Source organism: Burkholderia sp. 567 (assembly GCF_040545115.1).
GTDB lineage: Bacteria > Pseudomonadota > Gammaproteobacteria > Burkholderiales > Burkholderiaceae > Burkholderia > Burkholderia ambifaria.
In genome coordinates this window covers 440,909-457,099 of sequence record NZ_JBEPLG010000007.1, presented here as the reverse complement: position 1 = coordinate 457,099, position 16,191 = coordinate 440,909, and the positions used below count along the sequence as shown (strand labels likewise).

Below are 16,191 nucleotides of genomic sequence, written 5' to 3'. Positions count from 1 at the left end.
TTTCCTCCGCTCGCGATTACTGGGCCAGCGGCAGTTTGGACTGCCCGACATGGGAGAGGAGGTTTTCCACGGAAACGTGCATCACGTCGGTGAAAGGCTTCGGATACAGGCCCATCAGCATCGTGAACGCGGCCAGCACGGCCAGCATCAGGAATTCGCGACGGCCGATGTCCTTCAGCTTGGCAACGTGATCGTTCGCGACCGCGCCGAAGTACACGCGCTTGTACATCCACAGCGTGTAGGCGGCGCCGAGGATCAGCGTGAATGCCGCGCCGAATGCGATCCAGAAGTTGTACTGGACGGCCGCGAGAATCACCATGAACTCGCCGACGAAGCCCGACGTGCCCGGCAGGCCGCAGTTGGCCATCGAGAACAGCATCGCGAATGCCGCGAACTTCGGCATCACGTTGACGACGCCGCCGTAGTCGGCGATCTGGCGCGAGTGCAAACGGTCGTACAGCACGCCGATGCACAGGAACATCGCACCCGACACGAAGCCGTGCGAGATCATCTGGATGATCGCGCCTTCGACGCCGAGCTGGTTGAAGATGAAGAAGCCGAGCGTCACGAAGCCCATGTGCGCGATCGACGAATACGCGACCAGCTTCTTCATGTCGGCCTGCACCATCGCGACGAGGCCGATGTAGATCACCGCGATCAGCGACAGCGTGATCACGACCGGCGCCAGGAAGTGGCTTGCGTCAGGCGTGATCGGCAGCGAGAAACGCAGGAAACCGTACGCGCCGAGCTTCAGCATGATCGCCGCCAGCACGACCGAGCCGCCCGTCGGCGCTTCCACGTGCGCGTCCGGCAGCCAGGTATGCACCGGCCACATCGGCACCTTCACCGCGAACGCGAGGAAGAATGCGATGAACAGCAGGATCTGCGGCGTCATCGCGATCTTGGCGTTCTGCCACGTCGCGAGGTCGAACGAATGCGTCTGCGTGTACAGGTAGATCAGCGCGACCAGCATCAGCAGCGAGCCGGCCAGCGTGTACAGGAAGAACTTGAATGCCGCATACACGCGGTTCGGGCCGCCCCACACCCCGATGATGATGTACATCGGGATCAGGGTCGCCTCGAAGAACACGTAGAACAGCAGGCCGTCGGCCGCCGAGAACACGCCGATCATGATCCCGGACAGGATCAGGAAGGCCGCGAGGTACTGCGCGACGTTCTCGGTGATCACTTCCCACGCGGCGATCACGACGATCACCGTGATCAGCGCGGTCAGCACGACGAACCACATCGAAATGCCGTCGACGCCGAGGTGGTACGCGATGTCGAAGCGTTCGATCCAGGTCGACTTCTCGACGAACTGCAGCGCAGCCGTGCTCGAATCGAAGCCCGTGATCAGCGGGATCGTGACCGCGAGACCGAGCAGCGAACCGATCAGCGCGACCCAGCGGGCCGTGCCCGGATTTTTGTCGTTACCTACCGCGAGCACGAGGAGGCCGAAAACGATCGGCAGCCAGATCGCGGTACTGAGAATCGGAAAAGCGTGCATTAGTGTTGTCTCCCCGCCTTATTTGCCGCCGAGCGTTACAAACAGGGTCAGGAGCCCCAGCATGCCGATGATCATGGCGAACGCGTAGTGATAGATGTAACCGGATTGGAGGAAGCGGATCACGCCGGCGAACCAGCCGATGAACCGGGCGCTGCCGTTGACGAGGCCGTCGATCACGACGACGTCACCTTCCTTCCAGAGGCCGCGGCCGATCGCCACCGAACCACGGGCGAACACCACTTCGTTGATCTTGTCCATGTAGTACTTGTTGTCCAGCAGCGTGTAGATCGGGCCGAACGCGCGGCGGATCGACGCCGGCAGTTCCGGACGCTTCAGGTACAGGAACCATGCGACGACGACACCGGCGAGCGCCAGCCACACCGGCAGGCCCGACACCGAGTGCAGGCCCATGCCGACCCAGCCGTGGAACTCTTCGGCCATCTCGGCCAGAGCCGGATGGTTCGCGCCGATGAAGATCACCTTGTCGAATGCGACGCCGTGCTGGAAGAAGTCGCCGAACAGCATCGGGCCGATCGCGATCGCGCCGATGATCACCGACGGAATCGCCAGCAGGACCAGCGGCACCCACACGACCCACGGGGTCTCGTGCGGCTCGTGCGCATGGTCGTCATGACCGTGGCCATGGCCGTGATCGTCGTGGCCGTGCGCGGCCGCCATGCCCATCGGCGATTCCGGATGCTTCGGCTTGCGGAAGCGCTCTTCGCCGTGGAACACCAGGAAGTACATGCGGAACGAGTACAGCGCCGTGACGAACACGCTCGCGACGACCGCGAAGTACGCGAAGCCCGAACCCGGCAGGTGCGACAGCTTCACCGCGTCGATGATCGAGTCCTTCGAGTAGAAGCCCGAGAAGAACGGCGTACCGATCAGCGCCAGCGAACCGACGAGCGACGTGATCCACGTGATCGGCATGTACTTGCGCAGGCCGCCCATGTTGCGCATGTCCTGGTCGTGGTGCATGCCCATGATCACCGAACCGGCGCCGAGGAACAGCAGCGCCTTGAAGAACGCGTGCGTCATCAGGTGGAACACGGCGACCGGGTAAGCGGACACGCCGAGCGCGACGGTCATGTAGCCGAGCTGCGACAGCGTCGAGTACGCGACCACCCGCTTGATGTCGTTCTGGACGATCCCGAGGAAGCCCATGAACAGTGCCGTGATCGCGCCGATCACCGTGATGAACGACAGCGCGGTATCCGACAGTTCGAACAGCGGCGACATGCGCGACACCATGAAGATGCCGGCGGTCACCATCGTCGCCGCGTGAATCAGCGCGGAGATCGGGGTCGGGCCTTCCATCGAGTCGGGCAGCCACACGTGCAGCGGGAACTGCGCCGACTTGCCCATCGCGCCGATGAACAGGCAGATACAGGCAACGGTCAGCAGGCCCCAGTCGGTGCCCGGGAAGTGCAGGCTCGCGAGCTCGGCACGCTTCGCGAACACTTCGCCGTAGTTCATCGAACCCGCGAACGCGAGCAGCAGGCCGATGCCCAGCAGGAAGCCGAAGTCGCCCACGCGGTTCACGAGGAACGCCTTCATGTTCGCGTAGATCGCGCTCTCACGCGTAAAGTAGAAGCCGATCAGCAGGTACGACACCAGACCCACCGCTTCCCAGCCGAAGAACAGCTGCAGGAAGTTGTTGCTCATCACGAGCATCAGCATCGAGAACGTGAACAGCGAGATGTACGAGAAGAAGCGCTGGTAGCCGTCTTCCTCCGACATGTAGCCGATCGTGTACACGTGCACCATCAGCGAGACGAAGGTCACGACGACCATCATCATCGCGGTCAGCGAATCGACGAGGAAGCCGACTTCGAGTTTCAGCGAGCCGACGTTCATCCATTCGTAGACGGTCGCGTTGAAGCTCGCGCCGCCCATCACGTCGAGGAAGACTTTCGCCGACAGGAGGAACGCGATCAATACGCCGAGGATCGTGATCCGGTGTGCGCCCTTGCGCCCCACTGCGTTCCCGAACAGCCCCGCAATCAGCGAGCCGGCCAGCGGAGCGAGCGGAATCGCCAGCAGCAGGTTTTCATTGAGTGTCATTGACATAACAGCGTTGCCTGAAATTAACCTTTGAGCTGATCGAGATCCTCGACATTGATCGTGTCGAGCTTACGGAACAGGGTCACCAGAATCGCGAGACCGATCGCGGCTTCCGCTGCGGCGACGGTCAGCACGAAGAACACGAAAATCTGGCCGTGCACGTCGCCGAGGTAGTGCGAGAACGCGACGAAGTTGGTGTTCACCGCCAGCAGCATCAATTCGATCGCCATCAGGATGATGATGATGTTGCGGCGGTTCAGGAAAATCCCGACGATCGCGATCGCGAAGAGGATCGCGCCGAGTACGAGGTAGTGAGCAAGAGTCAGCATGGTTTCTTTTCCTCCGCTTAGCCGTTGGTGCTCGTACCGGCTTCGCTCTGCGCCGTTTCCGGCTGCGGCTTTTCCGCTTCCATCTTCACGAGGCGCACGCGGTCGTTGCGGCGCACCTTGACCTGATCCGACACGCGCTGGCGCTTGCTGTCCTTGCCCTTGCGCTCGGTCAGCCCGATCGCGGCGATGATCGCGACCAGCAGCACCAGGCCGGCGATTTCGAACGCGAAGATGTAGTCGGTGTAGATCACCTTGCCGATCAGTCGCGTGTTCGACCAGTCGGCCATCGCGCCCGTCGCCATCGCGTGCACCGTGTGCGTGTCGCCATAGCCGCGCCACAGGATCAGCGCGGTCTCGACCACGATGATCGCGCCGACCACGGTTGCCATCGGCACGAAGCGCTTGAAGTCGCGGCGCAGGTAATCGATGTTGATGTCCAGCATCATCACGACGAACAGGAACAGCACCATCACGGCGCCCACGTACACCAGCACCAGCAGGATCGCGAGGAACTCCGCTTCCAGCAGCATCCAGATCGCGGCGGCGTTGAAGAACGCCAGCACAAGGAAAAGCGCAGACGCCACCGGGTTGCGCGAAGTGATCACCTTCAGCCCTGATACCACCAGGAGCAGCGCGAAGATGTAGAACAGTACGGTCGTGAATTCCATGATTACCGGTTCATCGTTAGGCCATAGTCAGGCGCGGCTTGCGGGACGCTCTCGCGTGCCGCACCCGTCGCGGCGGCTCGACCCGTTCATGCCGGGCCGGCACTGCAAACACAATCAACGATACGGCGCGTCGGCGGCCTTGGCCGCAGCGATGTCCTTCTCGTAGCGATCGCCCACCGCGAGCAGCATTTCCTTCGTGAAATACAGGTCGCCGCGCTTTTCGCCGTGATACTCGAGAATCTGCGTCTCGACGATCGAATCGACCGGGCAGCTCTCTTCGCAGAAACCGCAGAAGATGCACTTCGTCAGGTCGATGTCATAGCGCGTCGTGCGGCGCGTGTTGTCCGCACGCGTTTCCGATTCGATCGTGATCGCCAGCGCGGGGCACACGGCCTCGCAGAGCTTGCACGCGATGCAGCGCTCTTCGCCGTTCTCGTAGCGGCGCAGCGCATGCAGCCCGCGAAAGCGCGGCGAAATCGGAGTCTTCTCTTCCGGGAACTGCACGGTGAACTTGCGCCGGAACGTGTAGCGACCGGTCAGCGCGAGCCCTTTCAGCAGCTCCGTCAGGAAGAAGGTCTTAAAGAAGTGTTGGATTGCCGTCATGATTTCGTCCGATCTTTACTTCACCCAGATGTTGAGCGGCGACATCATCCAGAAGCCGACCACGACCACCCAGATCACCGTGACGGGCAGGAACACCTTCCAGCCCAGACGCATGATCTGGTCGTAACGGTAACGCGGGAACGTCGCGCGAACCCAGATGAACACCGACAGCAGCGCGAACACCTTCAGCACCAGCCAGAAGACGCCCGGAATGAACGACAGGAATTCGAACGGTGCATCCCAGCCGCCGAGGAACAGCGTCGCGGCGAGCGCCGAGATCACGATCATGTTGATGTACTCGGCGAGGAAGAACAGCGCGAACGCCATGCCCGAGTAATCGATCATGTGACCCGCGACGATCTCCGACTCCCCTTCCACCACGTCGAACGGGTGGCGGTTCGTTTCGGCGATGCCGGACACGAAGTAGACGACGAACGCCGGCAGGAGCGGCAGCCAGTTCCACGACAGGAAATTCACGCCGTGGCCGGCGAAGAAGCCGTGCTGCTGCGAGCCGACGATTTCCGACAGGTTCAGGCTGCCGGCCGTCATCAGCACGAGCACCAGCGCGAAGCCCATCGAGATTTCATACGACACCATCTGGGCCGCCGCGCGCATCGCGCCGAGGAACGCGTACTTCGAGTTCGACGCCCAGCCGGCGAGAATCACCGCGTACACGCCGATCGACGAGATCGCCATCGCATACAGCAGGCCGGCGTTCACGTTCGCGAGCACGGCTTCGGCCTGGAACGGAATCACCGCCCAGACGGCGAACGCCGGCACGACGGTCATGACCGGCGCGATCAGGTACAGCCAGCGGCTGGCGGCGCTCGGCTGAATGACTTCCTTCAGCAGCAGCTTCAGCACGTCGGCGATCGGCTGCAGCAGGCCGGCGGGGCCGACGCGGTTCGGGCCGAGACGCACGTGCATCCAGCCGATCAGCTTGCGTTCCCACAGAATCAGGTACGCGACGCACAGCAGGATCACGACGGCGACGACGAGGATGCGCACGACTGCCCACACCGTCGGCCATGCGATGCCGAGAAGCTGGGCTCCGCCCGCGTTGATCGTATCGAACAAGCTCATTTACGCCTTCTCCACCACCAGTTCACCGGACAGGCTGCCGAGCGCTGCGCCGGCAGGCGTCGCCGCCGACACGCGAACGACCGTCTCCGCAAGATTCGCGTCGCGCACGGCCGGCAACTGCACCGCACGCTCGCCCTGGCGCACGCGCACCGCGTCGCCTTCCTTCAAGCCCAGCTTGTCGAACAGCGCGGCCGGCAGGGCTGCGGCGTTCGCCACTTTCGCGGCGGCCGTCAGGTGCAGCGCACCTGCGCGGCGCACGAGTGCGTCGGCGTGATAGATCGGCACATCGGCGAGGCGCTCGAAACCGCCGTTCGCGGCAGTCGCCGCGACGCGTGCCGGCGCGACCGACGCCTGGTTCGACAGACGGCTCGCGACACCTGCGTCGCCGAGCGCCGCGAGACGCACTTCTTCGGCGGTCTCGTATTCGAAGTTCGGCAGGCCGAGCAGGCTGCCGAGCACGCGCAGCACCTTCCACGCCGGACGCGTGTCGCCGAGCGGGCGCACCACGCCGTTGAAGCTCTGCACCGAGCCTTCCGCGTTCACGTACGTACCGGCCGTTTCCGTGAACGGCGCGATCGGCAGCAGCACGTCGGCGTAATCGAGGCCGTGCTTGAACGGCGACATCACGACGACCATTTCGGCCTGGTTCAGCGCGGCAAGCGCCTGCGCCGGATCGGCGGTGTCGAATTCCGGTTCGACGTTCAGCAGCACGTAGCCCTTGCGCGGCTGCGCGAACGCTTCGCGTGCGTTCAGGCCGCCTTCGCCCGGCAGCGCACCGACGACGTGCGCGCCGACCGTGTTCGCCGCTTCGGTCAGGAAGCCGAACGTGGCGCCGGTGTTGTCGGCGATCCACTGTGCGACGGCGTGCAGCTGCGCGAATTGCGGATGACGGACGGCCACGTTGCCGAGCAGCACCGCACGGCGCTCGCCGTTCGCGAGCGACTGGGCGACCGCTTGCGCGGCCGGCGACGCGGTGACACCCGCGAGCGTGTCCGGCAGCGCGACGCCGCGCAGTTGCGCGACGGCCGCGGCGACGCCGGCCAGTTCGTCGAGCCATGCCGACGGCGCGGCGACGATGCGCTTCGCGGTCGGGATCAGGGAATCGTCGGCGGTTGCGTTCAGGAAGTGCAGCTTCGCGCCGTTCTTCGCGGCCTGACGCAGGCGTGCGGCGAACAGCGGGTGGTCGCGGCGCAGGAACGAACCGACGACGAACGCGGCATCCACGTTCGACAGGTCGGCGATCGGCATGCCGAGCCACGGTGCGCCCTGGACCGGCGCCGAGAAGTCCTGCTGACGCAGACGGAAGTCGACGTTCGGCGTCTTCAGTTCGTTGGCGAGCTGCTTCACGAGGAACAGCTCTTCAGCGGTGCTGTGCGCGCTCGCGAGCATCGCCAGCGCGTTCGCGCCGTGATCCGCGGCGATGCCCTTCAGGCCCTTCGCGACATACTCGAGCGCGGTTTGCCAGTCGGTTTCGATCCACTGGCCGCCCTGCTTCAGCATCGGCTTCGTCAGGCGCTCTTCGCTGTTCAGGCCTTCGTACGAGAAACGATCCTTGTCCGAGATCCAGCATTCGTTGATCGCTTCGTTCTCGAACGGCAGCACGCGCATCACGCGGTTGTTCTTCACCTGCACGACGAGGTTCGCGCCGACGGAATCGTGCGGGCTCACCGACTTGCGGCGCGACAGTTCCCACGTACGGGCGCTGTAGCGGAACGGCTTGCTGGTCAGCGCGCCGACCGGGCACAGGTCGATCATGTTGCCCGACAGCTCGGAGTCGACCGTCTTGCCGACGAACGTCGTGATTTCCGAGTGCTCGCCGCGACCCAGCATGCCGAGTTCCATCACGCCGGCGATTTCCTGGCCGAAGCGGACGCAACGCGTGCAGTGGATGCAGCGCGACATCTCTTCCATCGAGATCAGCGGGCCCACGTTCTTGTGGAACACCACGCGCTTTTCTTCCGAGTAGCGCGACGACGACTTGCCGTAGCCGACCGCCAGATCCTGCAGCTGGCATTCGCCGCCCTGATCGCAGATCGGGCAGTCGAGCGGGTGATTGATGAGGAGGAATTCCATCACCGACTGCTGCGCCTTCACGGCCTTGTCGGACTGCGTGCGCACGATCATGCCGGCCGACACGGGCGTCGCGCAGGCAGGCACGGCCTTCGGCATCTTCTCGACTTCGACGAGACACATCCGGCAGTTGGCCGCAACCGACAGTTTCTTGTGATAGCAGAAGTGAGGAATGTACGTATCCGCCTTGTGTGCAGCCTGGATCACCATGCTGCCTTCGGGCACCTCGACCTTCTTGCCGTCTATTTCAAGTTCAACCATGATGGTGAATGGTCCTTAACCTATTTCCGCCCGTTCGCGCCTTCGCCCGACCGTGCGCTCAAATTCCGCAACCGGTGCTTCGCTTCAGGCTGCCGCAGCGTGCGCGTGACCGCCGACCATGCAGTGCTTGTGCTCGACGTGGTACGCGAATTCGTCCCAGTAATGCTTGAGCATCCCGCGCACCGGCATCGCCGCCGCATCGCCGAGCGCGCAGATCGTGCGGCCCATGATGTTCTCGGCAACCGAGTTCAGCAGGTCCAGATCTTCCTGGCGCCCTTCGCCGTGCTCGATACGATTCACGACGCGATACAGCCAGCCGGTGCCCTCACGGCACGGCGTGCACTGGCCGCACGATTCCTCGTAGTAGAAGTACGACAGGCGCAGCAGCGAACGCACCATGCAGCGCGTCTCGTCCATCACGATCACCGCGCCGGAGCCGAGCATCGAGCCCGCCTTCGCGATCGAGTCGTAATCGAGATCGGTCTGCATCATGATGTCGCCCGGGATCACCGGCGCCGACGAACCGCCCGGAATCACGGCCTTGATCTTGCGACCGCCGCGCATCCCGCCGGCGAGCTCCATCAGCGTCGCGAACGGCGTGCCGAGCGGCACTTCGTAGTTGCCCGGACGCTCGACGTCGCCCGACACCGAGAAGATCTTCGTGCCGCCGTTGTTCGGCTTGCCGATCTCGAGGTAATTCTGCGGCCCGATCGATAGCAGGAACGGCACCGCGGCGAACGTCTCGGTGTTGTTGATCGTGGTCGGCTTGCCGTACACGCCGAAGCTCGCCGGGAACGGCGGCTTGAAGCGCGGCTGGCCCTTCTTGCCTTCGAGCGACTCGAGCAGCGCCGTTTCCTCGCCGCAGATGTACGCGCCGTAACCGTGGTGCGCGTGCAGCTGGAACGAGAATTCCGAGCCCATGATGTTGTCGCCGAGGAAACCCGCGGCACGCGCTTCATCGAGCGCGGCCTCGAAGCGTCGATACACTTCGAAGATTTCGCCGTGGATGTAGTTGTAGCCGACGGTGATGCCCATCGCGTACGCGCCGATGGCCATGCCTTCGATCAGCGCATGCGGGTTCCAGCGCAGGATGTCGCGATCCTTGAACGTGCCCGGTTCGCCTTCGTCCGAGTTGCAGACGAGGTACTTCTGCCCCGGGAACTGGCGCGGCATGAAGCTCCACTTCAGGCCGGTCGGGAAGCCCGCACCGCCACGGCCACGCAGGCCCGACGCCTTCACGTCGGCGATCACCTGCTCCGGCGGAATCTTTTCTTCGAGAATGCGGCGCAGCTGCTTGTAGCCGCCGCGCGCAACGTAATCTTCGAGATGCCAGTTCTCGCCGTTCAGACCAGCGAGGATCAGCGGTTTGATGTGACGGTCGTGAAGGGACGTCATTTCGAAAGCTCCTCAAGCAGCTGGTCGATCTTCTCGCGGCTCATGAAGCTGCACATTCTGTGATTGTTCACCAGCAGCACCGGCGCATCGCCGCACGAGCCCATGCATTCGCCTTCCTTCAGCGTGAACTTGCCGTCGGGCGTGGTCTCGCCGAAGCCGATGCCCAGCTTCTGTTTCAGGTAGTCGGCCGTCGCCTCGGCGCCGCCGTGCGGACCAAGCTGGCACGGGAGGTTCGTGCAGAGCGTGATCTTGTGCTTGCCGACCGGGTTGAGCTCGTACATCGTGTAGAACGTCGCGACTTCCTGCACGGCGACTGCCGGCATGCCGAGATAGTCCGCGACGAACTGCATCAGTTCGGGCGACAGCCAGCCGTGCTCTTCCTGAGCAACGGCCAACGCCGACATCACGGCGGACTGTTTCTGATCGGCGGGATACTTCGTCAACGCTCGATCGATTTCCTTCAGGCCTTCAGCTGAGATCATTTTCAGACACGACTCTTTCAATTCCTACCGAACGAACAACCTGCCGCACTGCTGTGCATGGACGGCAGACCTGGCGCTCACTGTTGACAGCTTGCGAAGCCGCGCCGGCTCAGCGCGCATCGCGTGTGACTTACTGCTCGCCGCCCGCACGCGCAGGCGGCGCAACCATTAGCGATCGATTTCGCCGAACACGATGTCCTGCGTACCGATGATCGTGACGGCGTCGGCAATCATGTGGCCGCGCGCCATTTCGTCGAGCGACGCGAGATGCGCGAAGCCCGGGGCGCGAATCTTGAGGCGATACGGCTTGTTGGCACCGTCCGACACGAGGTAGATGCCGAATTCGCCCTTCGGATGCTCGACTGCTGCGTACGCCTCGCCTTCCGGCACGTGAAAACCTTCGGTGAAGAGCTTGAAGTGGTGAATCAAGTCTTCCATGTTGGTCTTCATGCCGACGCGCGACGGCGGTGCAACCTTGTGATTGTCCGTCATCACCGGGCCCGGATTCTTGCGGAGCCACTCAATACACTGTTTCGCGATGCGGATCGATTGGCGCATTTCTTCGACGCGTACCAGATAGCGGTCGTAGCAATCGCCGTTCACGCCGACCGGCACGTCGAAATCCATGCGGTCGTACACTTCGTACGGCTGCTTCTTGCGCAGATCCCACGCGATACCCGAACCGCGCAGCATCGGGCCCGTCAGGCCCATCTGCAGCGCGCGCTCCGGGCTGACGACACCGATCCCGACCAGGCGCTGTTTCCAGATCCGGTTGTCGGTCAGCAGCGTTTCGTATTCGTCGACGCACTTCGGGAAGCGCGTGAAGAAGTCGTCGATGAAGTCGAGCACCGAGCCGCTGCGCGCTTCGTTCATCCTCGCGAGCGCCTTCTCGTTGCGAATCTTCGACGCCTTGTATTGCGGCATTGCGTCAGGCAGGTCGCGATAGACGCCGCCCGGACGGTAATACGCCGCGTGCATCCGTGCGCCGGATACCGCTTCGTACACGTCCATCAGGTCTTCGCGCTCGCGGAATGCGTACAGGAACACCGCCATCGCGCCGACGTCGAGTGCGTGCGCGCCGATCCACATCAGGTGGTTCAGCACGCGCGTGATTTCGTCGAACAGCACGCGGATGTACTGCGCGCGCTCCGGCACGTCGATGCCGAGCAGACGCTCGATCGCGAGCACGTAGCCGTGCTCGTTGACCATCATCGACACGTAGTCGAGACGGTCCATGTACGGCACGGACTGGATGAAGGTCTTGCTTTCCGCGAGCTTTTCAGTCGCGCGATGCAGCAGGCCGATGTGCGGATCGGCACGCTGGATGACTTCGCCGTCGAGCTCGAGCACCAGGCGCAGCACGCCGTGCGCTGCCGGGTGCTGCGGGCCGAAGTTGAGGGTGTAGTTCTTGATTTCTGCCATGACGCCCCCTTAATGTTTCAGACCGCCATAGCGATCCTCGCGGATCACGCGCGGCGTGATTTCGCGCGGCTCGATCGTCACCGGCTGGTACACGACCCGCTTCTCTTCCGGGTCGTAACGCATTTCGACATAGCCCGACACCGGGAAGTCCTTGCGGAACGGGTGGCCGATGAAGCCGTAGTCGGTGAGGATGCGGCGCAGGTCGGGGTGTCCCTCGAACACGAGGCCGTACAGGTCGAACGCTTCGCGCTCGTACCAGTTTGCGGAGGTCCAGATGTCGACGAGCGACGCGACGATCGGCAGATCGTCGTCCGGCGCGAACACGCGCAGGCGCAGGCGCCAGTTGTTCGTGACCGACAGCAGCTGCGACACGGCCGCGAAACGCGGGCCGTCGTACGCACCGTCGCCGTAAGTCTGGTAGTCGACGCCGCAGAGGTCGATCAGCTGCTCGAAACGGAGCTTCGGATCGTCGCGCAGCGTCTTTGCGACTTCGAGGTAATCGCTCGCCTTCACGACGAGCGTCAGTTCACCGATCGCTTCGGTGAGGCTCACCACGCGCGCGCCGAGCGCGGCTTCGAGGTTTGCCTTCAGGATCTCGATTTTGCTTGCCATATTGAGGGGACGCTCGGGGCTTTATTGACGGGCGATGGTGTTGGTGCGGCGGATCTTCGCCTGAAGCTGGATCACGCCGTAGACCAGCGCCTCGGCCGTGGGCGGGCAGCCCGGCACGTAGACGTCGACCGGCACGATCCGGTCGCAACCGCGGACCACCGAGTACGAGTAGTGGTAATAGCCACCGCCGTTCGCACACGACCCCATCGAGATCACCCAGCGCGGCTCGGCCATCTGGTCGTACACGCGGCGCAGTGCGGGCGCCATCTTGTTGCACAGCGTGCCGGCGACGATCATCACGTCCGACTGACGCGGGCTCGGACGGAACACGACCCCGAACCGGTCCAGATCGTAACGGGCCGCGCCCGCATGCATCATCTCGACGGCGCAACATGCGAGCCCGAACGTCATCGGCCACAGCGAGCCGGTACGCGTCCAGTTGATCAGCTTGTCAGCCGTCGTGGTGACAAACCCTTCCTTCAAGACCCCTTCGATACTCATTTGCTTTCCACTCCAGACGAGCGACCCAGCGTGGCCGCCCATGCAAACCGGCGATTAACCCCATCACTCCCAGTCGAGACCGCCTTTCTTCCAGATATAGGCAAAGCCCAGCAGGAATTCGAGCAGAAAAATCATCATTGCGATGAAACCGGGCCAGCCGATGTCCCGCAGCGCGACGCCCCACGGAAACAGGAACGCGGTTTCGAGATCGAAGATGATGAACAGGATGGCGACGAGGTAGTACCGGACGTCGAATTTCATCCGGGCGTCTTCAAAGGCTTCGAAGCCGCACTCGTATGGTGCGTTCTTCTCGACGTCCGGCTTGTTGGGACCAAGGAGCTTGCCGATGCTGACCAGCGCTATACCTAAACCAGTGCCCACGAGGAGGAACAACAAGACGGGGTAATAGGCTGCGAGGTTCAAGGCAATCCTCTATCGGTTGGTTCTGAGCGTCCGGAGAATACCACTTCCGGCGGAAGGAATCATTTCGGAGTGCGTGCGATCACAAGACAATCGCAAGACATACCCCACAAATGAAAAATGCCAGCCACTAGAAGCGGCTGGCATTGAGTAACTTTGGTGCCGACGGCGAGACTCGAACTCGCACAGCTTTCGCCACTACCCCCTCAAGATAGCGTGTCTACCAATTTCACCACGTCGGCACTGCATGCAACTCGGGTTGTGCTGCTTGTTCCCGCGAATCGCTTCAAGAATTAAATTCTAACCCGAGTTCCAGATTTGTTCAACGCACAACCGCAAAAAATTTGGCTTTTTATTTCGGGACATCCTGGCCCGGCGCGCTCGCGGCCGAAGCCGCTGCAGCGGACGCCGCGACGACCGGTGCCGACGCTGCGGGCGTCGATGCCGGTGCGGTCGCAGCCGCGCCGAGCACGCCTGCCGACGGCGTCGACTTGTACGAGCCGAGGTACGTCAGCGCGAGCGTCGCGACAAAGAAGATCGTGGCCAGCACGCCCGTCGTGCGCGACAGGAAGTTCGCCGAGCCCGTCGCACCGAACAGGCTGCCCGACGCGCCGCTGCCGAATGCAGCGCCCATGTCGGCACCCTTGCCGTGCTGCAGCAGCACGAGCCCAATCACACCGAGTGCAGACAGCACCTGCACGACAATAATCAGCGTCTTGAATAACAGCATCACACCCACCCGATTGGATCAGGCGACCGGACCAACCGGCCGCCATCATGTTTCAATTCGACCCCGGACCGCTCAACGTGCGGCCCGGCAGATCGCCAGGAAATCTTCCGCCTTCAGCGACGCGCCGCCGATCAGGCCACCGTCGATGTCCGGCTGCGCGAACAGCTCTTCCGCGTTGTCCGGCTTCACGCTGCCGCCGTACAGCACCGACACGTCCGCCGCACCCTTCGCCGCGAGACGCGCACGCAGGAACGCGTGCACCTCCTGCGCCTGCGCCGACGTCGCGCTTTTGCCCGTACCGATCGCCCAGACCGGCTCGTACGCGACGACGATGCGAGCCGCCTCGTCAGCCGTCAGCACGGCCAGCACCGCGTCGAGCTGCGCACCGACCACTTGCTCGGTTGCGCCCGCTTCACGCTCGTCGAGCGTTTCGCCAACGCACACGACGGGCGTGAGGCCAGCCGCGAGCGCGCGCTGCGCCTTCGCCGCGACGGTCTCGTTGCGCTCGCCGTGATACGCGCGACGCTCCGAGTGACCGACGATCGCATAATGCGCACCGAACTCCGCCACCATCGCCGCAGCGACTTCGCCGGTGAACGCGCCCTGCTCGTGCGCGGACACGTCCTGCGCGCCGAACACGACACGGCCAGCGCCGAGCTGCGCCTGAACCTGCGCGAGGTACGGGAACGGCACGCACACGCCGATCGACGTTTCAGCCGCCACCGCGCCCGCGCCCTGCACCACTTCATTCAGCAACGCCTGGTTGCCGGCCAGCCGGCCGTGCATCTTCCAGTTGCCGATCACTCGCTTTGTTCGTTGTTTCGACATCGTGTCTGTCTCGTCACTATCGTGTCATTAACGTACCGGAAACCGGCCGTCAGGCTGGATCTGGCGAAGCAAACCCGCGATTTTACTGCGCGCGGCTTGAACCGGTCAAACCGCGTATGTCAAGTGCGGCCGCCGAAGGCTTCAGGCGGTCGTACCCCAATCGAGCACGATCTTGCCGATATGCTCGCCGCTCTCCATCAGCGCGTGCGCCTGCGCGGCCTCGCCGGCCGGCAGCACACGGTAGATGACGGGCTTGATGCGACCGTCCGCGAGCAGCGGCCAGACACGCGCCTTCAGCTGCGCGGCGATGCGCGCCTTGAACTCGACCGGACGCGGACGCAGCGTCGAACCCGTCACCGTCAGCCGGCGACGCAGGATCTCGTTCAGGTTGACCTCGGCCTTCGCGCCGCCGAGCAGCGCGATCAGCACGAGGCGGCCGCCGTCCGCGAGCGCGGACAGTTCACGGGGCACGTACGAACCGGCCACCATGTCGAGAATCACGTCGACGCCGCGATCGTGCGTCAGCGACTTCACGACTTCGACGAAGTCCGCGGTCTTGTAGTTGATCGCGCGTTCGGCACCAAGCGCCTCGCACGCACGACATTTGTCGGCGTTGCCGGCCGTCGCGAACACGCGAAAGCCGAGCGCATGCGCGATCTGGATCGCCGTCACGCCGATCCCGCTCGAGCCGCCCTGCACGAGCAGCGTTTCCTGCTCGCCGCCCTCGCCCGCGCCCAGCAACGCACGGTCGAACACATTGCTCCACACGGTGAAGAACGTTTCGGGCAACGACGCGGCTTCGATGTCGGTCAGCCCGTCAGGCACCGGCAGACATTGCGGCAACGGCGCGACCGCATACTCGGCGTAGCCGCCACCCGCGAGCAGCGCGCAGACGCGGTCACCGACCTTCAGGCCGAACGGGTTCAGCGCGGCATCCGACAGGTCGCCGCCGACGATCTCGCCCGCGACCTCGAGGCCCGGCAGATCGGAGGCGCCCGGCGGCGGCGCATAGGCGCCCTTGCGCTGGAAGACATCCGGCCGATTCACGCCGGAAGCCGCCACCTTGATCAGCACTTCGCCGCGCTTCGGTTCGGGGCGCGGACGCTCCGCGAGCTTCAGCACGTCGGGGGCGCCGAATTCGGTGATTTCGATGGCTTTCATGGGTGGTCGCTCCAGGATCGGAATCGGGGGCGCATCCGTGCGCGGCACGGGC

16 protein-coding genes and 1 tRNA gene are annotated in these 16,191 nt (G+C 63.7%); all 17 read right to left on the bottom strand.

Going from position 1 to position 16,191, the window contains the following annotated elements:
* Positions 1–16: 16 nt before the first annotated feature.
* The gene (locus tag ABIC50_RS22470) at positions 17–1,507 is read right to left on the bottom strand and encodes an NADH-quinone oxidoreductase subunit M (RefSeq protein WP_011657478.1); all 1,491 of its coding nucleotides are present in this window, start codon (positions 1,505–1,507) and stop codon (positions 17–19) included.
* Positions 1,508–1,525: 18 nt separating this feature from the next.
* Complete coding sequence (nuoL, locus tag ABIC50_RS22465) at positions 1,526–3,580, bottom strand: NADH-quinone oxidoreductase subunit L (protein WP_105830695.1); 2,055 nt, start codon at positions 3,578–3,580, stop codon at positions 1,526–1,528.
* A gap of 17 nt (positions 3,581–3,597) precedes the next feature.
* The gene (nuoK, locus tag ABIC50_RS22460) at positions 3,598–3,903 is read right to left on the bottom strand and encodes an NADH-quinone oxidoreductase subunit NuoK (protein WP_004185739.1); all 306 of its coding nucleotides are present in this window, start codon (positions 3,901–3,903) and stop codon (positions 3,598–3,600) included.
* A 17-nt stretch (positions 3,904–3,920) separates the two neighbouring features.
* A complete protein-coding gene (locus ABIC50_RS22455; RefSeq protein WP_006750464.1) occupies positions 3,921–4,571 on the bottom strand; it encodes an NADH-quinone oxidoreductase subunit J in 651 nt (216 codons plus the stop codon).
* A 114-nt stretch (positions 4,572–4,685) separates the two neighbouring features.
* Positions 4,686–5,174, bottom strand: coding sequence for an NADH-quinone oxidoreductase subunit NuoI (gene nuoI, locus ABIC50_RS22450; RefSeq protein ID WP_006398806.1), 489 nt, complete (start codon positions 5,172–5,174; stop codon positions 4,686–4,688).
* Between the two features lie 15 nt (positions 5,175–5,189).
* The gene (gene nuoH, locus ABIC50_RS22445) at positions 5,190–6,257 is read right to left on the bottom strand and encodes an NADH-quinone oxidoreductase subunit NuoH (RefSeq protein WP_105830696.1); all 1,068 of its coding nucleotides are present in this window, start codon (positions 6,255–6,257) and stop codon (positions 5,190–5,192) included.
* Positions 6,258–8,588, bottom strand: a complete 2,331-nt coding sequence (nuoG, locus tag ABIC50_RS22440; RefSeq protein WP_175660174.1) for an NADH-quinone oxidoreductase subunit NuoG — start codon at positions 8,586–8,588, stop codon at positions 6,258–6,260.
* An 84-nt stretch (positions 8,589–8,672) separates the two neighbouring features.
* On the bottom strand, positions 8,673–9,983 hold the full coding sequence (gene nuoF, locus ABIC50_RS22435; protein ID WP_006756904.1) for an NADH-quinone oxidoreductase subunit NuoF: 1,311 nt from the start codon (positions 9,981–9,983) through the stop codon (positions 8,673–8,675).
* Entirely contained in the window at positions 9,980–10,465 is a 486-nt protein-coding gene (nuoE, locus tag ABIC50_RS22430; RefSeq protein ID WP_006756903.1) for an NADH-quinone oxidoreductase subunit NuoE, read from the bottom strand. Before nuoE ends, nuoF begins: the two co-directional genes overlap by 4 nt.
* Before the next feature lie 168 nt (positions 10,466–10,633).
* Complete coding sequence (locus ABIC50_RS22425; RefSeq protein ID WP_011657482.1) at positions 10,634–11,887, bottom strand: NADH-quinone oxidoreductase subunit D; 1,254 nt, start codon at positions 11,885–11,887, stop codon at positions 10,634–10,636.
* 9 nt (positions 11,888–11,896) lie between these two features.
* Positions 11,897–12,499, bottom strand: a complete 603-nt coding sequence (locus ABIC50_RS22420; protein WP_006750458.1) for an NADH-quinone oxidoreductase subunit C — start codon at positions 12,497–12,499, stop codon at positions 11,897–11,899.
* Between the two features lie 21 nt (positions 12,500–12,520).
* Positions 12,521–13,000: a NuoB/complex I 20 kDa subunit family protein gene (locus tag ABIC50_RS22415; RefSeq protein WP_006398799.1), complete on the bottom strand. Its 480-nt coding sequence runs from the start codon at positions 12,998–13,000 to the stop codon at positions 12,521–12,523.
* Positions 13,001–13,063: 63 nt separating this feature from the next.
* Positions 13,064–13,423: an NADH-quinone oxidoreductase subunit A gene (locus ABIC50_RS22410; RefSeq protein WP_006398798.1), complete on the bottom strand. Its 360-nt coding sequence runs from the start codon at positions 13,421–13,423 to the stop codon at positions 13,064–13,066.
* Positions 13,424–13,577: 154 nt separating this feature from the next.
* A tRNA-Leu gene (locus tag ABIC50_RS22405) sits at positions 13,578–13,662 on the bottom strand.
* 110 nt (positions 13,663–13,772) lie between these two features.
* Complete coding sequence (gene secG / locus ABIC50_RS22400) at positions 13,773–14,150, bottom strand: preprotein translocase subunit SecG (protein WP_354166855.1); 378 nt, start codon at positions 14,148–14,150, stop codon at positions 13,773–13,775.
* Positions 14,151–14,222: 72 nt separating this feature from the next.
* A complete protein-coding gene (gene tpiA, locus ABIC50_RS22395; RefSeq protein WP_354166852.1) occupies positions 14,223–14,978 on the bottom strand; it encodes a triose-phosphate isomerase in 756 nt (251 codons plus the stop codon).
* A gap of 141 nt (positions 14,979–15,119) precedes the next feature.
* Positions 15,120–16,139 carry an NAD(P)H-quinone oxidoreductase gene (locus tag ABIC50_RS22390; protein ID WP_354166850.1) on the bottom strand — a complete coding sequence of 340 codons (1,020 nt, stop codon included), beginning with the start codon at positions 16,137–16,139 and terminating at the stop codon, positions 15,120–15,122.
* Positions 16,140–16,191 lie beyond the last annotated feature (52 nt).